This window comes from Terriglobia bacterium (assembly GCA_020072565.1).
Classification (GTDB): Bacteria; Acidobacteriota; UBA6911; order UBA6911; family UBA6911; genus JAFNAG01.
On record JAIQGI010000074.1, the window covers coordinates 1 to 19,601 of the forward strand.

Sequence of the window (19,601 nt, forward strand, 5' to 3'; positions counted from 1 at the left end):
CTGACGAAGAGCGCCGTCAACTTCGTCTGCATCCACACGATACTCTGCCAAAATGGAACTACACAATTGCGCCAAATCCCCGAGCAACAGCAATCTACTCATAGCCAAAATGTGAACTTATTTTTGCGCGGGCCCTAAGAAGATCAACGCGGGAATGGCGTCGCACCCTCGGGACCGAACCAGTCGTATTCCGCCGTTTTGCCCTGTAACCGCCAGCGTCCGGGCACTGTCATCTCCAGCCAGTCGAGCGGCTCACACAGCGGCTGCTGCCTGGCCGCATCGGCAAAGGCGCGTTTAAGTACCTCCTTCTGTTCGGCCCCGACCGCGCGCGGGTCTGCAGAAACGAACAGCGGCGTTCCGCTCCGGGCAACGAGGTCCAACCACCGGCTGCCGAGCGTCCAGGGAATCTGCGGCGTGATTGGCACGCAATCGGCGTCCACCGCGAAAAACGCTCCGTGCTGCGGAGCCCGGAAAGCGATCGTATTGACCCCCATTCTCCGCGTGCGGTTGAAGTCCTGCCCGCTGGTATCGTCACCGGTCCGCTGGAGCTCGAACACTCCGGCCGAGAGGTGGTTAAGAGTGTTGCATCCGATCACCAGGGACGAGCCGGCTGCCTCGCGGATGGCCTGGTAGAATTCGAGGACGATTTCCGCATTGGTCTTTCCCCGGTCCGCGAAATGCCAGCCGCCGTCGGTGATGTCGGCGTTCATCGATGATCCCCACCGCCCGAACAGATCGAAGGTGGAGTAGTCGTGTTTGATCATATCAAAGCCCCACCCGGCGAGGCGGCGGACGTCCTGCCGCACCAGGCCGAGCACTTCGGGTATAGTGGGGTCCAGGGGCAGCTTCGCGTTCGGCCGCGCGGCGCCGCCCGCGCGGCGCTGCTGCTGGTGCCACGAATCGGCAACCTGCGCCATGGTGTATAGCGGCCGCATCCAGATCCCCGGCCTCACGCCACCCTTGCGCATTTCCTCGGCCAGGCGCGGCATGTCAGGAAAGCCGTCGTTTCCGCGGTCCCATGGCCCGGCGGTGCGGTTCGGCTGCCATCCGTCGTCGATTACCATGAATGGCCGGTTCGGCAGCGAAGGAGCGAGTTCAGCCATCAAATCCGAATCGCGGAGCATGTCTTCCCGCGAACTGCGGCCGTATGCGTAATACCAGTTGTTGCCCCCATACACCGGCGCGGCAGGCAACCGCGGCGTCTCGCACAGATCGCGGCAGAACGCGCGCGCCACCTGAAACGGCCTTTCCCCGGCCGCGCCGTGGCGGGAACGAATCACCGCCGCGTCCAGACGCCGGGAACCGAGGTTTACGCCCGCTCCGCCGTTGCGCACATCAAGCCACAGCGAAATGCCGGAGGCGTCGGCCTGCCAGAAACACAATGCCGCGGCGCCCGTGCGAACTCCATAAGCGTGGGCCGCGTCCGTGCCGGCGGCAAGAAAATACCAGGGCAAAATCCGCTCGGGAATCAATCCGCGCCATTCCAGGTCGCCGTAGCTGCGTTCCCAGTGATCGCCGAGGATGCGAGTCCCTCCAGGCATCGGCGCGAGCCAGCGCAGCCGCACGCGCTGGAGCGCCACGCCGGGCGCCTCGATGGCAACGGCAAGTTCCGTCGCCGCGTCGGTCCCGCGCGGTCTCAACTCAACTACGACCGGGCCCGATATCCAGCGCCGACCCTGTCGCGCAAGCGGCAACGTCTGATCGTCAGTAAACGCCACTACCGAATCGGGCTCACGGAGGATCTCGGGGTAAGCAGAGGGCGCTGGCCGCGCACTGTTTTGTGCAGCTGCAAAAGGTGGCATGACGGCGCCGGCCGCGGCCGCGGCCGATATTTTCAACAGATCGCGACGATTCAGGTCGTGCATTGTGATCCCTCCCATCAAGCTGATCCATGGATCCACGATACTAAAGCCCGGCGAACCTCTCCACAATGGTCCCGCGTCAGGGGACATTTTCGTTCCATCCGGAAACCGGCGACGCTCACCTGACATCCCGTCCAAGTCCCACAATCCAGGGCGACCCGTAGACGCAAGACAGCTTCATGCACTGGCACCTTTGGCATCGCACGCACGGCTAAACCGGCGGGCCACGATGCACCCCACCACGAAAGCGGCCCCGAACATGCCTGCAGCAAGGAGGTATAGGGTGCCCAGTGCGTAGTTGTACAGTGGTGCCCCGATACGATCCTGCAGCATGAAGTTGAATGCAAATGCAGACCCGAGCCACAGCAGCGCAGGACCAGCGAGCGGCAGCGTCGCCACAGCAACGGCCACCGCCAACGTTGTGGGCCGCTGCCTCCTCGCATTGAGAAACACCGCAGAACCAAGAGCAACCAGCACCAGCGTCACGGCGGCCGGCCACCACGTCCATGCCGGCGGGGAAGAGATGACGTCCACACGTCCCATTCGGAGCACCGCATAAGTCAGGTGGGCGCAGCCAAAGACGCTTCCAACAATCAACGACGTGACGAGAATGCGAGCACTAGCGGCTTTTCTGAAGGCCAGCCAGAGAATCCCGAACGCACCCAGAAGACCGATCAACATCGGCGTCACACGATCGCCACCCGCGTAGACGACAAGGCCTAAGTCGAGCGCCTTCAATAGAACTCTCGCCGTTCCCGCATCCCGATTCGTCAGCCGGATAGTAAGCGGCCCGCCTGGGTGCTGGACCAGCAGATACTTGTCCGCTCCCACGTCAAGCATCTGCAGCCGCCCGTTATAAAAACCATCCCGTGCCGACACGCGCGAAACGCCCGGCACGTCGGCCACCTCGTAGCGCGCGCCGCCGTCGATCCGGATGGGAATGGCGCCGGGAGCAAGCGGAGCGAACTCGATCTGCCGGTCGCCGTCCTGCTCTCGGTCAACGATGATCTCGTAGGACGGGCTGCTGCCGAGCGCGAGGCGTGGATCGCCGAGCAGATGAAAAATAGGAAACCTCGAGGTCGCGAGCATCGCTGCGCGCGCCTGAAGTTGCACCACGCGGCCAATTGGAAATCCCGGCCACGTGCGGCGGAAAGGAAATCCTTCGTCCATCGCGCAACCGGGCATGGGACTATAGGAAAATCCGGCATATGCAGCCGCGCCGCGATCAACGAAGGCGAGCGCAATCGAGCGGTCTTGCCAAAGACGAAACGTATTGCAGCTGAATGCCGAGATCACAAGCGGCGGAAGAGGCGGAATATCAGCGCCGACAAAGAGCTGCCGCTCGTCGAACCGGAAATATTCTGCACCACCGTGGCCGTTGTAGGTTACATAGTCGGCGTCTCGGAGACTGCGCCCAAAAGTCTCGCGGCTTAAGAGTTCCGGCGGCAATTCCGCATGCCCGCCAATTCGCAGGGTCGGCAGTCCCGGCCTGCTTGCCATGGCTCCTTCTGCAACGATAACTCCGAGCGGGCCTCGCGGTGGCCGCCGCGTCCATAGCTCGCGGGCGCGCTCGACAGTCGATCCTGAGATGAACCCGAGCGCCAGGGTGCCGCGCTGTTGAACCGCGCGGCCGTAATCCACCAGCGCGCGGTCTGACAAGTGAGCCGGCGAGACAACCCAGATCAGGTAATCGGGTTCCAGTGCGCAGGCCTGGTCGATGCTTGGGACAAGGTCTGCCTTTTCGTTCCGGGCGATCTCTATACCCAGTTGGTAATACGGATCGGCCGGATCCGCAAGGACTACCAGCGGGCGGCGGGGCTGATCATGAACACCAAGCCCCGGTGCCGCCCAGAGGCAGACGAACGCAACGGTGGCAGCCGGGAAGATGTGTCGCGCGATCCGGATCATACTCATCGGATTGCCCATTTTGGAGAACTGTACGAAATCAGGGACGCCAAGAGTGTCTCGATCATATCGTCGTGCTCGACGAAACTCACCTGAGGCGAATTGTCCGGCGCTACATGAGCTACTATCACGGAGCGAGGGCGCACCTGGCATTGGAGAAGGACGCGCCGGAGCCTCATTCCGTACAGCCGCCAGAGAAGGGCAGGATGATCGAGATCCCGGAAGTCGGTGGTCCTCACCACCGATACGAGAGGCGCGCGGCCTGTTTCCCGTGGTCCTGTGCGGCGATCTCATAATTTCCGTGCTGCATGAGTCGATGCTCCCACGATGGGGTTCTAATCATCCCCAGACGATGCTGCAGACAAATCCTGCCCGCAAACGGAGGTTCGGGTGCCCTGGTGCCTGGCGCGCGGTTGGATTTTGCTGAGAGGGAGTCGGCACAAAGGACGGGGCGAGCCCCGGAACTCCATAAAAGCGGGCCGGCCGGAATTTTGGCGAAGCGCAGATACCGGAGTATCACGATTTGCTGCTCCTACTTAACCGCGGCGCGGCCGGATATCTTGGCATCCAGCCAAGCACCCTGGGAACCGAAACCGCCTCTCCCCTGGCCCGGTCCCTGAGGTTGTGCCGGGGCGGCGTCCCCTGCTGCGGTCGCGCGCAGGACCAGTCTCCTCACGCCGGCGATAGCCACATTTACTGGTTTGGGTGCCTCAGATTTTATCACGGCGCCGCTGTTCCAAAGTTCCTTGCCGTCGCCGAGAAGCACAAAACTGAGGGCGCCGTTGTAGCTGTCATCCACGCCTACCAGCGCGCTAAAAGTAGCGAAAACGCCCGCAACGTCGTACTCCACCTGGGCTCCACCGCGCGCCGTGATGCCCCCTTGATAGCGTTTGCCGCCGATCGTCAATCCGCCGCCTGGGCCGCCCCGTCCACCACCACGCCCGCCCGTGGCGGCGGGAATGGGATCCAGCGTGGACAGCAGGACTTCATTCGGCAACAGCGACTGAAGCGTGAACTTCAACTCCGATTTCTGGTGTCGCGGACCGACGCTGCCGTCATACCAGATCGCCTTCACTTCGGCCGTGTAGGTCCGGCCCGGATCCAGTCCGCGGAGCGGGAATGTGGTATTCCCTGAGTAGCCCAGCAACGTGCCGTCGAGATAGACCTGATACCCGGCATTGAGATAATACTGCGCACCCCAGCTCAGGTTGCCGCCATCCAAGCCCACCGGGTCGACGCGCAACCCGGTCGGGGCCTGGGTCGGATACCGATAGGCATCCGCCGGTTCAAAAACAATATTCCAGCTCGCTTCCGTCGTCGTCGGCGAGTCGATTCGAATGGTGGCCCAGCCTTGGTGATTTGTGATTCTCACTGAAAGCGGTCCTGCGGCCGTGCGCGCCGTCGCGGTTTTGACCGCGAAGTTCTTGTCGCGCGGAAAGGCGAAATTCAGTTCGTAGGGATCGTTTTTGATGACCTTACTCTTGCCGGTGAAGGAGTTTCCCGGTCCCGCCGCCAGGCTCTGCAAATCAATCCAACCTTGAGTGATGTGACGATTGGTGGAAATCAACTGGATTTGGCCGGAACTGGGCATGAGGGTCAGAACCTGGCAACTGGTGGTAGGAACGGTGAGCGCCATGCCGGCTTCCCATGCGCCCAGGTACTCCTTGTTCCAGAAGTCAAACACGTGAACCGGACCACTGTCCGGAATACCCAGTTCTTTCCAGTTCAGGTAGATCTGTTCAGGCTTGGCTTCGCCGAAATTGAACGCCCCAACGACATCATAATTGCGGCCGAGGTGGTTCACCTTCAGGTCCCAGATCCGTTTGTTCTGCCGCGAAGGGAAGAGATCGAGCGGCCGGATATCGACGGCTGGATAGACGCGCCGCAATAGTTCGACGCGATCTTCCGACAGATCCATGAGGCGGTCGCTGGACATGAGCGCCTGCCCGGTCAGCCCCTGCAAAGTAGCCCACACGCGCGCCTGATCCAGCGTCAGCGGCGGACGGAGGAGCATCGTGTCCGGGTCCGTGTACCAGGCGATGTTGTGCAAATAATAAGACTGCATGGTCGGACCGAGCGCGGTAAAGAAACCGCTCCAACTCAAAACAACGTCCCCCCCGGTGCGCGAACCATTCATGATTCCCATCCCTTCGAGCGGGAGGCCCCAGCAGCCCAGGAGATAGCGATTTGGCCCGATCGCGGAGCGGATCGAATCCAGGGTGTTTCTATAAAGCAGGTCGATCTCGCCCGGTGTCTTGATGAAGGCCTTGGCCCGGTTGAATTCGGTGACCACTGTGGGCTGTCCGTCGATCTTGAAGTATTCATAACCCCACTTCACCATCGTGGAGAACAGATCCTTCATGTATTTCTGGGTCTCCGGCGTCGACGGGTCAACCAGCCATTTTCCCTCCCAGGAATCGGAAACCGAGGTGCCGTCAGGCTTCAGCATGAAGACACCCGGATTTTTTTTGACCACATCTTCATTCGATTGCCCGTGAGGTGCGATCCAAATCCCGGGGGTCAGTCCCAACGACTTGATATAAGCCGCAAGCCCCGCCATGCCTTTCGGGAAGGCTTTGTCTACCCCGGTCCAGTCGCGCGATCCATGGCGGCCTTCCTTGGTTTCCGCCTGCCAGCCGTCGTCGATCTGCACGTATTTGGCGCCGTAGTCCTTCAGATTTTTCGCGATCCAATCCGCGTTGCGCTTGACTTCATTTTCGTTGATGTCCTGGTAGTAGTAGTACCAGGTGCATAGGCCGGATGGCGGCAAGGGGAATATGGTCTTGTCGATCGGCTTGAAGAACTTCACCCTCAAGCTATCGCGATAGTAGTTCTTCATGACCGATCCATCCTTCAGCGTCACCTCGTCCCTGGACGGGTCATAGATTCCGTCCGCGATGTCGGTCCTCACGTCACCGAGGGTCATGAGGAACAGGTCTTTGTTGTTGCCATCCCGAATCCGCGCCGGAATCGGATGCGGCCACGCTCGGGCGGGCTCCGCCTTGGCAGCAGGCTGGGCTTGTGCTGACGTTTGTTTGGGCATAGGAGTTTGCGCCCATTGGATTCCGCACGACAGAACCAGGATTGCAAAGACGCAGAGCAGAGACCTCATACTTGTTCCTCCGCAGCAATGAAAAGCACAGATTTAGTTATATTAACCCTACCGGCGCCACTCTATTCCAGGCCTTCTGCAGAATCAAGATTCTGAAAGCAGAAGCACGGACAGACTCAGCAGCCAGTTGCCGAGGTTTGTACGAAACTTGATTTCCGAGCGGTTTACCAGCTAGTTTCTGTCGCGAAACTCGCTGATTCCATCGAAAAGCCGAGCTTGCAGATTGAACCTGAACCTGGGCCTCGACGTGAACGTGAACGGTCTCATCCGAGTAAACTCTCCAGACATATCATGTAGTAGAACCCCATTTATCGGTGCATGTCTACTCCCAACCACCTCCAGGTCGACGTCCAGGTCGAAGTCCAAGTCGAGGACCGAGGGTTGAGCAATTTCGAGACGGCTGGGAGCCTGTCCCCTAAATAATGCCTGGCCCCACGCACGTCTCAGGTTAGAATTGCCGCACGTAGCAGTCATGAGGTCTCCAGGTAGGGGATACTACTCTGTCCGATCGAGAGCCTGTAAACATGAAGCTCATGAAGAAGATCTCTTGAGGGAGAACACCCCGTTTTTCGGTGAGGCAATCCTTATGAACCGTTCTGCGTGCGTTGTAGGAGTTCTGGCGATCGCGATTGCCCTGGCGGCCGTGGTCGTGACGTTCAACATGCGTCGGCTCCACGATCGGGGGCAGTCCCGACTCACGATCGGCCCGGCCACTATTCAGCAAGATGTCGCCCATGACATGTCGGGGCCGCTCGCGTCGCTGGCGAGTAAAGAACAAGATGGCGGCGGGAGCAACTCAGAGCCGTTCGAAGCCCACAGTTCAAACCTTGAGGTTCCGCCGGGCGCCCTCGCCGCGGATCCTGACGTGGCCGGCCCGGACGAGGGGCTCCAGCGCGGCGGCGCGCCTCCCACGCCACCGGCGATGACGACACCAGCGGGTTCGGCTGCGGTCGAACAGACATCCCACGGCACGAAGCCGCCTCCGCAACTCGTCGCAAGCTTCGACGGCCTCGGCGTGGGATTCACCGGACCGCAGGGCACGGCCACCGTGCGCAATCCCTCTGACAACAGCCTCGCCGTCGGACCCAACCACATCGCGCAGATCGTGAACTCGCGGATGGCGATCTACACGAAGAAGGGCAAAACCTTCGACTCGACCGGCAAGGTGCTCTACGGCCCTGTCGCGACCAACACGATCTTCAAGGGCTTTGGTGGAGCGTGCGAGAACCGGCTCAGCGGCGACGCGGTCGTTCGCTACGATCAACTAGCCGACCGCTGGCTGTTTGTGCTTCCGGTGTTTCAACGTGGTCAAGCGCGTCCCGATCAGGCAGCGCCTGGCCGGGCTGGTCAGCCCGCGCAACAGAGCCAGCCCGGTCAATCGGGCCAGCCAGGCCGGGCAACGCAACTGTTCGTGCCGCCGCCTCCGCCACCGCCCGATCCGAATGCGCCGCCTGTTCAGCCCGGCCAACGAGGCCGGGCCGGCGCGCCCGGTCAACCGGGTCAGACGGCTGGCCCGCAGGGACCTTATTCCATGTGCTACGCGGTGAGTGTGAGTTCGGACCCGATGGGCGCGTACTACCGTTATGAATTTCTGCGGCCGCTTTTTCCCGACTATCCGCGGCCGGCGGTCTGGCCAGATGGCTATTACGTGCCGACGAGTACCGGTGACAACCGGATCTCGGAAACGATCACTACCCAGAAGCACGCGTGCGTGGCCGATCGCGCCAGGATGCTCAAAGGCGAGCCCGCCACCGAGCAATGTGTGATCATCGAAAACGTGAACTTCCTGAACAACGCAGATGTCGACGGCAAGAATCTGCCCCCGGCCGGGGCGCCGAACATCATGATGGCGGCAGGCGGCCGGCAATTGGACAAGATCATGGAAGACGATGTGATCAACGTCTGGCAGTTCCACGTCGATTGGCAGGATCCGTCGAAGACCAAGGTCACCGGTCTGGAGAAGATCGCCGTCGCGCCGTATCACTATTTATGTGACGGGCAGCTCACGTTCTGCGTGCCTCAGCCTGGCAGCGAGCGGCGGCTCGACGCTCAGGGTGACAAGATCATGGCGCGGCTCGTCTATCGCAAGGTAAACGGCCACGAGTCTATCGTTGCCGTGCACTCGGTCAATACTTCGGCCGGAGGCGGCGGCGTCCGCTGGTACGAGTTCCGGATTGGCAAGAACCGCAAGGTCAGCCTGTATCAGCAAGGCACGTATGCGCCTGAAGGCTTCTATCGCTGGATGGCCAGCCCAGCCATGGACAAGCTCGGCAACATCGGCATCGGCTATTCGTTCGGCGGCCCACCGAACTTCGCCGGTCAGCGCTTTGCGGGGCGGCTCGTCAGCGATCCCCTTGGTCAGTTGACGTTGCACGAAACCGTCCTCGCCCCTGGCGAAGGGCCGGAAGGCGGCGCGGCTGCAGGGCGTCCGGGCGCGCAGCGCTGGGAGGACTACACGCAGACCGCGATTGACCCGAGCGACGACTGCACGATCTGGTATGTCGGCGACTACGTTAAGAAAGACGCGACGAGCTATTCGAGCAAGATCGGAGCGTTCCGGTTGCCGGGGTGCGGGCGGTAGAGGCCTGTATCAGGAGCCGGGGTCCGCATTGAATCTACTGGTTGAGGAGATGCCATGGACAACAAGATTCCTCGTCGAGATTTCCTGAAGGCCGCCCCGGCCGCAGCGGGCATCCTGGCCGCAGCCCAGGTTCCTGTGCCTGGCAACGCCCCTGCGCAGCATCGATCTCCAGCCAGGCTGTCGGATGTCGATTACACTCCCGGCGCAGATTACCCGATACAGGCCAAGCATTTCTCGGAAGTAACGCTCAAAGACACCTTCTGGAAGCCGAAAATCAGCACCAATGCCGAGATTACCATTCCCTTCGAGTTTCAGAAGTTCGCGGAGACCAGGAGGCCGGTAAGCAATAACGTGCTGGAAGCAGCGATCTATTCCCTCCAGACGCACCCCGACGCGAAATTACAGGCACAGGTTGATGCCCGTATTCAGGAAATAAAGCTCGCGCAATCAGGAAGGGCAGGCAACAGCAACGGTCTTTTCGAACTCGCCGCCGCACACTATGCCGCTAAAGGCAACAGAGATTTGCTTGATATTGCGATTAAATCGGCGGATCTGATCTACAACAATTATAAGTTGGAGACGCCGCGGTTTTCCGGAGGCGAAAGGGATGCCATCAATTGCGTACAGTTATATCGGGCCACACGTGAAAAGCGGTATCTCGATCTGGCCAAGTTTTATCTCGATATACGCGGCGCTGAAAACACGGTCAACCCGAGCCGTCACAACCAATCCTACAAGCCGGTCCTGGAGCAGAGCGAGGCGGTTGGTCATGCCGTCAACGATGCCTCGCTGATGGTGTCTCTGGTAGATGTGGGCATGCTGACCGGGATCAGGGATTATTTCGATGCGGCTCATCGGATATGGCTCGATGTGGTAAACGCCAAGCTCTACGTGATCGGCGGCATTGGTTCCACTGGAAACGAGGGTTTTGGAAGGCCGTATTCTCTGCCCAATCTGTCCGCGTATTGCGAGAGTTGTGCGGCTTTTATGTTCACGACGTTCAATCACAGAATGTTTTTGGCGACAGGCGACAGCAAGTACATCGATGTGATGGAACGTACGATGTACAACAACGCCATAGACGGAGTGTCGGCTTCGGGAGACCGCTTCTTTTACGTAAACAGGCTGGCAAGTTCCGGTGACGGACGCGATCAGCGTTGGCAGCGAGCTTCTTTGGAATGTTGTCCTCCTAATCTCGTCCGGTTTCTTGCGTCCATGCCCGGGTATATTTATGCCCAGGATCAGGATGGGATCTACGTCAATTTATTTGTGTCCAGCGAGGCTTCTTTCCGCATCAACGGAAAACTCATATCTCTATCTGTGGAGAGTGAAATGCCCTGGGGCGGAAAATCGAAAATCAAGGTTTCCGCCAAAGATGGGGGAGCGGCCACCATTAAATTGAGAGTTCCCGGCTGGGCCAGGAATCAACCGGTTCCGGGAGACCTGTATTCGTACCCGGACAGGCGGGATGAACCAGTGGGGATCGCGGTAAACGGTGGCAGAGTTACGTCCGCAGTGGATAAATCAGGGTATGTTTCGCTCCACAGAAATTGGCAGGAGGGAGATGTGATGGAGATCGCATTTCCATTCGACGTCAGAAAAGTCGTCGCGCATCAAAAGGTGAGAGAAGATATCGGCAGAATGGCCGTAGAGAAGGGCCCCATCGTTTTTTGTTCCGAATGGCCTGATTGTGAAGGCGGACACGTTCTGGAATCCCTGTTTGATCCCAACGCTGAATTGAGACCCGAATTCGATAAAGAATTTTTTGGCGGAGCCTCCGTGATTCATGGGCAAGCCAGGAGGGCTACGAATCCGCTCTCTCCAGCGAGGCCTGTCAAACTCATACCCTATTACCTGTGGGCCAACCGTGGGGCGGGCGAAATGAGCGTCTGGCTGTCCGTCCGCGAATATGCGCCGGGTGACACCGGGCCGGCCGGCGGCCTGATTTTCCATGTCAATCCGAATTATGCTGCCGACGGCTGGCGATATCTCGAAGCGGCCCCCTTCGATCAGAGCGCGGGTGCCCCGTGGGGATGCTTCCGCACATTGATACCGGGGGCGCGCGGCAGCGCTGTGGGCACCGGCAGGCAGAATACCCTGGACATAATCGCTGCCTGCACGGCGCGCGGCTCGGCGGCTGATCTGTGCGCGAATTTCAGCCTGAACGGCATCAAGGGATGGTTTCTGCCGTCCATCGACGAACTGATCCAGATGTATCTCAATCTGAAGCTCGCTGGCCTGGGTGATTTCGGCGGCGTTGATATCGCTGATAACTACGGCTACTGGTCTTCGACTCAGCGCACTGCCGACATGGCGGGCCATCTCGACTTTGCCGATAATGCCCGGAGGCAGCATAGCGACGATAAGGACTTTCCGCGGCGGGTTCGGGCTATCCGCGCTTTCTGACCGATCGGGACCCCGCAGACCGGGAATAGTGCATTCTGAGCCAAAGGGATGCTCGGTTATACAACGCGACGAGAGGAGAGCATACATGTACACCAGAAACGTCTGGCCGCGAGTTTGCCTGGCGATGATGGCCTTGCTCCTTGCGCTCGCGCAGGCCCAGGTGAAGGATTACGCCGTCCATCCGGCACCGCTCGCCTCCGTTCATATCACGGATGAGTTCTGGGCACCCCGGCTCGAAATCAACCGCACCGTCACGCTCTGGCATGTCTTCAAGCAGGCGGAAGACGCCGGCGAATTCGACAACTTCGCCAAAGCCGGCGGCCTGATGGAAGGACCGTTCCGTGGCTCCTCGCCCGCGCGCGACTCCGACGCCTACAAAACGATCGAAGGCGCTGCCTATACCCTTGCCGCCCATCCCGACCTGAAGCTGGAAACGTACGTCGACAACCTGATCGCCAAAATCGTCGCCGCCCAGGAATCCGATGGATACATCTACACTGCCCGCCGTATTACCCCTCCGGCACAGATGCCCGAGATGTCCGGACCCGAACGCTGGACGCGCGAACGAACCAGTCACGAGACTTACGTGATGGGCCTCCTCTACGAATCCGGCATCGCCTGGTTTCAGGCTACCGGCAAGCACTCTCTCCTGGATGTCGCCATCAGGAATGCCAATTTTGTAAACGCCACGTTCGGTCCCGCGGAAAACCAACGGCACGACGCCTCCGGCCACGAGGAGATTGAACTCGCCCTGGTCAAGCTATATCGCGCCACGGGAGACGAGCGCTACCTGCGTCTTTCCGAGTATTTCGTCGAACAGCGCGGCCGCCGCACCCCGGGCTATGGCACTTATGCCCAGGACCACAAACCCGTGACCGACCAAACCGAAGCCGTCGGCCACGCCGTCCGCGCGGGCTATCTGTACTGCGGGGTCACGGACCTGGCCGCCCTTACGGGAAACTCCCGGTACACGCAAGCCATGGACAGCATCTGGCACAACATCGTCGACAAGCGCATGTACCTCACGGGGGGCCTCGGCGCACGCCGCAATGGTGAAGCCTTCGGCGACGATTACGAACTCCCCAACCTTACCGGGTACAACGAAACCTGCGCATCGGTCGCCAACGCCTTCTGGCAGCAGAGGCTCTTTCTCCTCCACCGGGACGCCAAGTATATCGATGTTCTGGAGCGAGTGCTCTATAACGGGGTCCTCGGCGGCGTGTCCCTCAGCGGCGACCGCTTTTTCTATACAAACGTCCTGGAATCCGACGGCGCGCGTTCCCGCTCGACCCGAATGCCCTGGTTTGCCTGGCCCTGTTGCCCGACCAACATCACGCGCATCATGCCGTCAATCCCAGGCTATGTCTATGCCACTGGCGCCGACACGGCTTACGTGAACCTGTTCATCGGAGGAAGTGCCGATCTAAAAGTGGGTGAGGGCGCAAGCGCCGAAACCCTCCGCCTCACGCAGGAGACGCGCTATCCCTGGGATGGCCGCATAAGGATTTCGGTCACCCCTGCCGCTCCTTTTGAATTCACGCTAAACATCCGGATTCCGGGCTGGGCGCAGGGGAAGCCGGTGCCCGGCGATCTGTATCGCTATGCTGAGAAGGAGGTGCCGGCAGTCACGCTGTCGGTGAATGGCAGGGCCGTCTCGCTCACGATGCAGAAGGGCTATGCGGTTCTTCGCCGGGCGTGGAAACCCGGCGACACGATTGAGCTCAATCTCCCTATGCCGATCCATCGCGTGCTTGCCAACCAAGGTATCGAAGCAGACCGCGGTCGTGTCGCGCTGGAGCGCGGTCCCCTGGTTTACTGCGTCGAGGGAACCGACAACGGCGGCCGCGCGCGTACCCTCGCCCTCCCGGCCGATGCCGAACTGATCGCAGAATATCGGAAGAACCTGCTCGGCGGTATTACCGTGGTTCGTGCCCAGAGCACGGCGGCATCGCCCTTCACTGCCATCCCTTACTATGCCTGGTCGAACCGCGGAGACGGCGAAATGTGCGTCTGGCTGCCGGCAAAATAATCAAAAACAGGAGAAGTCAATCAATTACTGGGAGGGGATGGGGGACTGACAACGGCAAGGTGCTCACCGGTCAGAATTTTGATCATTTTTCACCCTTCAGATTCCCGCTTAAATCAACAAAACAGGCCTGATTATTGAACCTAAGACCGATGACCATGCGCAGCTGTTTCCAAGAGTCCAGGAAGGTGGGACGCATACAATCGGGAATGACTCTGACGCCTGGGATACAGACCTTAGATTGAAAAATCGATCTCCAGTTTTTGTTTTAGGCCTCTCATAGAGGCACCTGACCTGCGGTTTTGACAACTATTTCAAGCAGTTGCCGTCGTCAGTCCCCATCCCCGACGTTGACCCAGAGGGTATCCCCACTCACGCGGCCCGACAACTGCCAAATGGCAGATGGACAAGCAAATTGGGCAGATTTGAGGACATCGAACACGCTGAAACAAGCGGACTCGATGGCCCTGATTATGGCTCAGTGGCCGTCGTAATGAGGCGACAGCTTTGACAGCTTTCTGACCACTTATTGCATTCGCTTCCGAAATCCTCACCATATCAAAAATCACACCTCGGACCTTACCTACGAGAAGGCGCCATGGTTGCGATCGGCAAAATCTCGGGCAAAGTCAGAGGTTTTTTGGGGGGGGTATCGCTAGAACGGCTGTTTCTCTAAGTCGTTGATTTTATTGGTGCCGAAGGAGGGGGTCGAACCCTCATGACCGGGAAGGTCGCGGGATTTTGAGTCCCGTGCGTCTGCCAATTCCGCCACTTCGGCTTGATGCGTGGGACGCGGGCTCAGGGCCCGCGCGCTTCGATACGGCGGCAAATGGTATCCTAATCTTCAGCATGGAGTCAATCGAACGGGTGCGAAGGCCTGAAATCGGCAGGATCGCCCGAATCGCAGGGGCCCTGCTAGAGTCGGATCGCATTTAAAAACGGCGGCAGCGGGATAGTGCCGCCGATGGTAGGACGACGCGGGGTACTCGACAGAGTAATCTTCTGACAGGATGGGCTTTGCGGGATCCTCTTTCACGTGGGCGCGCCGGCTCCCGGCACAAACATGGGCTTCCAAGGCGGCGGCAGGCCGCCGCCCACCGAGGCCGCTGCGCGGCACGCATTCGCGGGGCATGCTGCGCCAGCACAGGCGATGGGTTTTGACTACAGGGAGAAATTGCGGTAAAATGAGTGGTTCCCGGAGGAACTATGGAATTTCGTGTGGGAGAGAAGGTCGTTTATCCTAACCACGGTGTCGGCATCATCGAACAGGTTACCAGTCGTGCGGTGAATGGCATCCCTGAGGAATTCTACATGCTCAGGATCCATTCCAACGCCTCGCTCGTCATGGTCCCCACCGCCAACGTCAAGAGCGTCGGCATGCGCAAGATCATCCGCAAGGTCGATTGCGAGGGCCTGTTCAAGCTGCTCGAGGAAGACTTCTTCGAACCCGCCGCCGACTGGAAGGGCCGCTACAAGGAACACTGCGACAAAATGCGCACCGGCTCCATTTTCCAGGTGGCGGAAGTGCTCAAGAATCTCGTGTACCTCAGTTTCAGGAAGAACCTCTCTTTCCGCGAAAAGCGCATGCTCGATCGCGCCAAGCAGCTCATCATCAGCGAGATTGCCACGGTCCGGGGTGTCAGCGAGAAAACGGTCGAAGATCATATTGACAGGTCCTTAGCCGAAGCTTACGCGCGTTCAGTCAAGGCTACCGCCTAACCCATTGGAAGCGCCGGCAGCATACTTCACGCTCCTTTTCTTCTTCCTTGCCCTCTCCGTCTTTTTTTCCGCGTCGGAGACCGCATTGATGGCCGTGAGCCGCCTCCGGCTCAAGTACCTGGCGGAGGCGGGCGACAAGCGGGCCGATTTCCTCAAGCGCATCCTGGCCAATCCCGACCGGATCCTGGGGGTCATACTGCTCGGCAACACGCTCGCCAACGTCGCCGCTGCCAGCCTGGTCACCTACATCGTCGCCACCTATGCGCCGCCCGACAAAGTCACGGCGATCGGCATGCTGGCATCGGTGGCGCTCACCATCGTCATCCTCATTTTCTGCGAGCTTACCCCAAAGATCATCGCCGCCACCCATGCCGAGGAGGCTGCGCGCAAGCTGGTCTGGCCGGTTCAGATGTTCGTATGGATACTCTCCCCATTCGCGGCCCTCGCCGCTTTCATAGCCAATCGCCTGGTCCGCCTGGCCGGGCTCTCCGCCGGCGCCAGCCCCTTCACCCATGCGCTCAGCGAGGATGAGATCCGCGCCCTCATCGCGGGTTCCTCCGGCTCGATCATGGCGGAAGAGCGCAAGGAGATGCTCCACAACGTCTTCGAGATCGGCGACACTCAGGTGAGGGAGATCATGATCCCGCGCACCGATGTCACGGCGGTGGATATCGAGGATCCCATCCCGGAGATTCTCGCGGTCTTCAGAAAGACCAGCTACTCCCGCATCCCCGTCTACCGCGAGAGCTTCGACAACGTTGTCGGCATCCTCTACGTCAAGGACCTGCTGCAGCACATGCAGCGGCCCGGAGATATCAACCTGCAGGTCCTGCTGCGGCCGGTCCATTTCGTGCCCGACACCGCGCGCCTGGAGCCCGTGCTGCGCCAGATGCAGTCGATGCACCTGCACATGGCCATCGTGGTCGACGAGTTCGGCGGCGTCGAAGGCATCGTCACGCTCGAGGACCTGCTCGAGGAAATCGTAGGCGAAATCCGCGACGAGCACGATACGGAGACCGAGCCTGTGCATGAGCTCGGACCCGGCCTCTACTCGGTAACCGGGAATCTGCCGGTGCGCGATTTCAACCGCTTCTTCGACATCAAGATTCCCGAGTCGCGCGAGTACACTACCGTGGCCGGATTCCTGCAGACCCGCACGGGACGGCTGCTTCAGGCCGGCGAAAGCGTGCGCTACCTGGGGCTCAATTTCATCATCGACAAGGTCGACGGGATGAAGATCCTGCTCGTGCGCGTGAGGGTGCCTGTCTTGCAGGAAGGCAGGAAGGCGGTCCTGCCTTAGAAACCAAGGGCAGGAACGAACCGCATCGCCGCATCCGGAAGATCTCAAGGCGGAGGGCGCGGAGCAAAGATACGGTTTGAATGCTGTCAGGCTCTTTGATTCCGGTCAGCGGGACGCCTTACGTGAAGGCTTCCGCGGCGGCGCGGATCGTGACTTCGATGTCTCTGGGGGTGTGGGCCAGTGAGACGAAGCAGGCTTCGAATTGCGATGGGGCCAGGTAAACTCCCCGCTGCAGCAGTGCATGGAAAAATCGGGCGTAACGGATCGTGTCGCTGGTGCGGGCGGAGTGGTAATCGGTCACCGCGTTCGACGTGAAGAAGATGGTGAACATCGAGCCTGCGCGGTTGATCTCCACCGGCACGAAGGCGGCCGATGCGGCCTGGCGCAATCCTTCCTCCAGCCGCGCCGAATGCGCCTCCAGCCTGGCGTAGGTCCCGGGTTTCTTGAGCGCTTTGAGGGTTGCGATGCCGGCTGCGACGGCCAGAGGATTCCCCGAGAGCGTGCCGGCCTGATAGACCGGGCCTTGAGGGGCCACCCGGTCCATGATTGCGCGGCTGCCGCCGTACGCCCCCACCGGCAGGCCGCCGCCGATGATTTTTCCCAGGCAGGTGAGATCCGGCTTGATGCGGTAGAGCTCCTGCGCACCGCCGTAGGCCAGCCGGAAACCGGTCATCACCTCGTCGAAGATCAGCAGCGTGCCGTGCTCGCGCGTCAGCTTGCGCAGCCGCTGGAGGAAACCCTTGGCCGGCGGGACGGTGCCCATATTGCCCGCGACGGGCTCCACGATCACGGCGGCTACTTCGGACCTGTGGCGTTCGAGCGCGCGCTGGACCATCTCGACGTCGTTGTACGGGAGTGAAATCGTGAGCGCGGAAGCTTCCAGGGGCACTCCCGGACTGTCGGGCAACCCGAGGGTCGCCACGCCCGAGCCCGCCTTGACCAGAAGGCCGTCCGCATGGCCGTGATAGCAGCCGTCGAACTTGATGATCCGGGGGCGCCCGGTGAATGCGCGCGCCAGCCGGATGGCGCTCATCGTCGCCTCGGTGCCCGAGTTGACCAGCCGGACTTTTTCGATCGACGGTACCGCTTTGCAGATCATCTCGGCCAGGATGACCTCGTTCTCGGTCGAAGCCCCGAAGCTGGTGCCGCGTGAGATCTGCGCGCGCAGCGCAGCCTTCACCGGCGCCGGCGCATGCCCCAGGATCAGGGGTCCCCACGACCCGACATAGTCGATGTAGGAGGCGCCGTCGACATCCGTCATGCGGCTCCCTTTTCCCGACTTGATGAAAAGGGGGTCCCCGCCCACGCTGCGAAAAGCGCGCACGGGGCTGTTGACGCCGCCCGGAATGCGATGGGTTGCACGGACAAACAATTCTTTCGATAGCCTGCTCACTGCGCTCACTCCATCATTGAGGCTCAGATATTGTAGTGACGCTGTTCCACTGTTACAGGCCACTATGTTTCACGATTGTCAGTAATCCCGTTATGAATGAACAGCGAACCGCCGGGACGCCAGGATTGACGGCCGCTTTGATTCGGCATTCGTCACAGCAGCCTGGCGGCTTCTTTCGCGAAATAGGTCAGGATGATGTCGGCGCCGGCACGGCGAATCCCGACAAGCGACTCGAGCATGACCCGCGGCAGATCGAGCCAGCCGAGCCGCCCTGCGGCCATCAGCGCCGAGTACTCGCCGCTGACCTGATAAGCTGCCAGCGGCACCGGATAGCGGTCGCGCAGCATGCGGATGATATCCAGATACGGCCCCGCCGGCTTCACCATGATAATGTCTGCGCCCTCTTCGATGTCCAATTCCACTTCCCGGAGCGCTTCCCGCGCGTTCGCCGGATCCATTTGATGGCTGCGCCGGTCGCCGAACGCCGGAGCGGATTCGGCGGCCTCCCGGAACGGGCCGTAGTAGCCTGAGGCGTACTTCACGGCATAGGACAGGATCGGCGCGTTCTCATACCCATTCTCATCCAGGATCGACCGGATCGCTTTCACGCGGCCGTCCATCATGTCCGAAGGTGCTACGATGTCGGCGCCCGCCTTAACGTGCGACAAAGCCATCCGGGCCAGCAGGTCGACCGTGGGGTCGTTGCGGATCTCCTCGCCCCGCACCAGGCCGCAGTGGCCGTGGCTGGTGTACTCGCACAGGCAAACATCCGTGACGACCAGGAGGTCCTTGACCTCGCGCTTGAGTGCCCGCACGGCCTTCTGGACAATGCCCTGATCGTCGTAGGCGGACGATCCGCGCTCATCCTTGCTCTCAGGAATGCCGAACAGCAGCACGCCGGCGATCCCAAGGGCCTTAACCGCACGCCCCTCTTCGACCAGCGTGTCCACGGACCAGTGGTAGTTCCCGGGCATCGAGCCGATCTCTCTTTTCACTCCGGTGCCGGGACAGACAAACAATGGGTACAGAAACTGGCCGGGCGACAGGCGCGTTTCGCGCACCATGCCACGGATCACCTCGTTCATCCGAGTTCGCCGCAATCGCGTAACCGGGAATGCCATGAACAACCTCCTCACTGTAAAAAACACAAATTATAGCAAATCTCAACGCAGTCTCCCATGCACCGGGGGTGCACCCAGGTGCATGAAAATGTTATTGTGCCCCGTAAGGCTTGCGATGGACGAAGGTCGTATTCTCTGTGATGCTTTCGAGCTCGAAACGCAGTCTGACCTGGTCG

At 60.4% G+C, this 19,601-nt stretch carries 10 protein-coding genes and 1 tRNA gene; 5 read left to right on the top strand and 6 right to left on the bottom strand.

What is annotated here, in order from left to right; translation table 11 throughout:
- Positions 1-143 precede the first annotated feature (143 nt).
- The 3 genes from LAP85_27060 to LAP85_27070 all read right to left on the bottom strand — a co-directional run bounded on the left by LAP85_27060 (position 144) and on the right by LAP85_27070 (position 6,810).
- Complete coding sequence (locus LAP85_27060) at positions 144-1,865, bottom strand: twin-arginine translocation signal domain-containing protein (GenBank protein ID MBZ5500073.1); 1,722 nt, start codon at positions 1,863-1,865, stop codon at positions 144-146.
- Positions 1,866-2,039: 174 nt separating this feature from the next.
- A complete protein-coding gene (locus LAP85_27065; protein MBZ5500074.1) occupies positions 2,040-3,776 on the bottom strand; it encodes a hypothetical protein in 1,737 nt (578 codons plus the stop codon).
- A 523-nt stretch (positions 3,777-4,299) separates the two neighbouring features.
- Positions 4,300-6,810, bottom strand: coding sequence for an NPCBM/NEW2 domain-containing protein (locus LAP85_27070; protein MBZ5500075.1), 2,511 nt, complete (start codon positions 6,808-6,810; stop codon positions 4,300-4,302).
- A 655-nt stretch (positions 6,811-7,465) separates the two neighbouring features.
- Here LAP85_27070 and LAP85_27075 point away from each other — a divergent pair.
- The 3 genes from LAP85_27075 to LAP85_27085 all read left to right on the top strand — a co-directional run bounded on the left by LAP85_27075 (position 7,466) and on the right by LAP85_27085 (position 13,895).
- Positions 7,466-9,460 (top strand): hypothetical protein, encoded by a 1,995-nt coding sequence (locus tag LAP85_27075; protein MBZ5500076.1) that lies wholly within the window; start codon positions 7,466-7,468, stop codon positions 9,458-9,460.
- A gap of 54 nt (positions 9,461-9,514) precedes the next feature.
- On the top strand, positions 9,515-11,866 hold the full coding sequence (locus tag LAP85_27080) for a glycoside hydrolase family 127 protein (GenBank protein MBZ5500077.1): 2,352 nt from the start codon (positions 9,515-9,517) through the stop codon (positions 11,864-11,866).
- Positions 11,867-11,951: 85 nt separating this feature from the next.
- Positions 11,952-13,895 (top strand): glycoside hydrolase family 127 protein, encoded by a 1,944-nt coding sequence (locus LAP85_27085; protein MBZ5500078.1) that lies wholly within the window; start codon positions 11,952-11,954, stop codon positions 13,893-13,895.
- Positions 13,896-14,582: 687 nt separating this feature from the next.
- Here LAP85_27085 and LAP85_27090 read toward each other — a convergent pair.
- Positions 14,583-14,670 (bottom strand) — tRNA-Leu (locus LAP85_27090).
- A 428-nt stretch (positions 14,671-15,098) separates the two neighbouring features.
- Here LAP85_27090 and LAP85_27095 point away from each other — a divergent pair.
- Together LAP85_27095 and LAP85_27100 are read left to right on the top strand one after the other, a co-directional pair.
- Positions 15,099-15,611, top strand: a complete 513-nt coding sequence (locus LAP85_27095) for a CarD family transcriptional regulator (protein ID MBZ5500079.1) — start codon at positions 15,099-15,101, stop codon at positions 15,609-15,611.
- Positions 15,612-15,615: 4 nt separating this feature from the next.
- Entirely contained in the window at positions 15,616-16,911 is a 1,296-nt protein-coding gene (locus LAP85_27100; protein MBZ5500080.1) for a hemolysin family protein, read from the top strand.
- A gap of 118 nt (positions 16,912-17,029) precedes the next feature.
- Here LAP85_27100 and hemL read toward each other — a convergent pair whose 3' ends face one another.
- Both hemL and hemB read right to left on the bottom strand, forming a co-directional pair.
- Entirely contained in the window at positions 17,030-18,304 is a 1,275-nt protein-coding gene (gene hemL, locus LAP85_27105; GenBank protein ID MBZ5500081.1) for a glutamate-1-semialdehyde 2,1-aminomutase, read from the bottom strand.
- Between the two features lie 152 nt (positions 18,305-18,456).
- Positions 18,457-19,425 (bottom strand): porphobilinogen synthase, encoded by a 969-nt coding sequence (gene hemB, locus LAP85_27110; protein MBZ5500082.1) that lies wholly within the window; start codon positions 19,423-19,425, stop codon positions 18,457-18,459.
- Between the last annotated feature and the right edge of the window lie 176 nt (positions 19,426-19,601).

Coding starts and splice junctions, on each gene's coding strand:
- LAP85_27075 (MBZ5500076.1), top strand. CDS start 7,466: ATGAACCGTTCTGCGTGCGTTGTAGGAGTTCTGGCGATCGCGATTGCC.
- LAP85_27065 (MBZ5500074.1), bottom strand. CDS start 3,776: ATGAGTATGATCCGGATCGCGCGACACATCTTCCCGGCTGCCACCGTT.
- LAP85_27070 (MBZ5500075.1), bottom strand. CDS start 6,810: ATGCCCAAACAAACGTCAGCACAAGCCCAGCCTGCTGCCAAGGCGGAG.
- hemB (MBZ5500082.1), bottom strand. CDS start 19,425: ATGGCATTCCCGGTTACGCGATTGCGGCGAACTCGGATGAACGAGGTG.
- LAP85_27085 (MBZ5500078.1), top strand. CDS start 11,952: ATGTACACCAGAAACGTCTGGCCGCGAGTTTGCCTGGCGATGATGGCC.
- LAP85_27080 (MBZ5500077.1), top strand. CDS start 9,515: ATGGACAACAAGATTCCTCGTCGAGATTTCCTGAAGGCCGCCCCGGCC.
- LAP85_27095 (MBZ5500079.1), top strand. CDS start 15,099: ATGGAATTTCGTGTGGGAGAGAAGGTCGTTTATCCTAACCACGGTGTC.
- LAP85_27060 (MBZ5500073.1), bottom strand. CDS start 1,865: ATGCACGACCTGAATCGTCGCGATCTGTTGAAAATATCGGCCGCGGCC.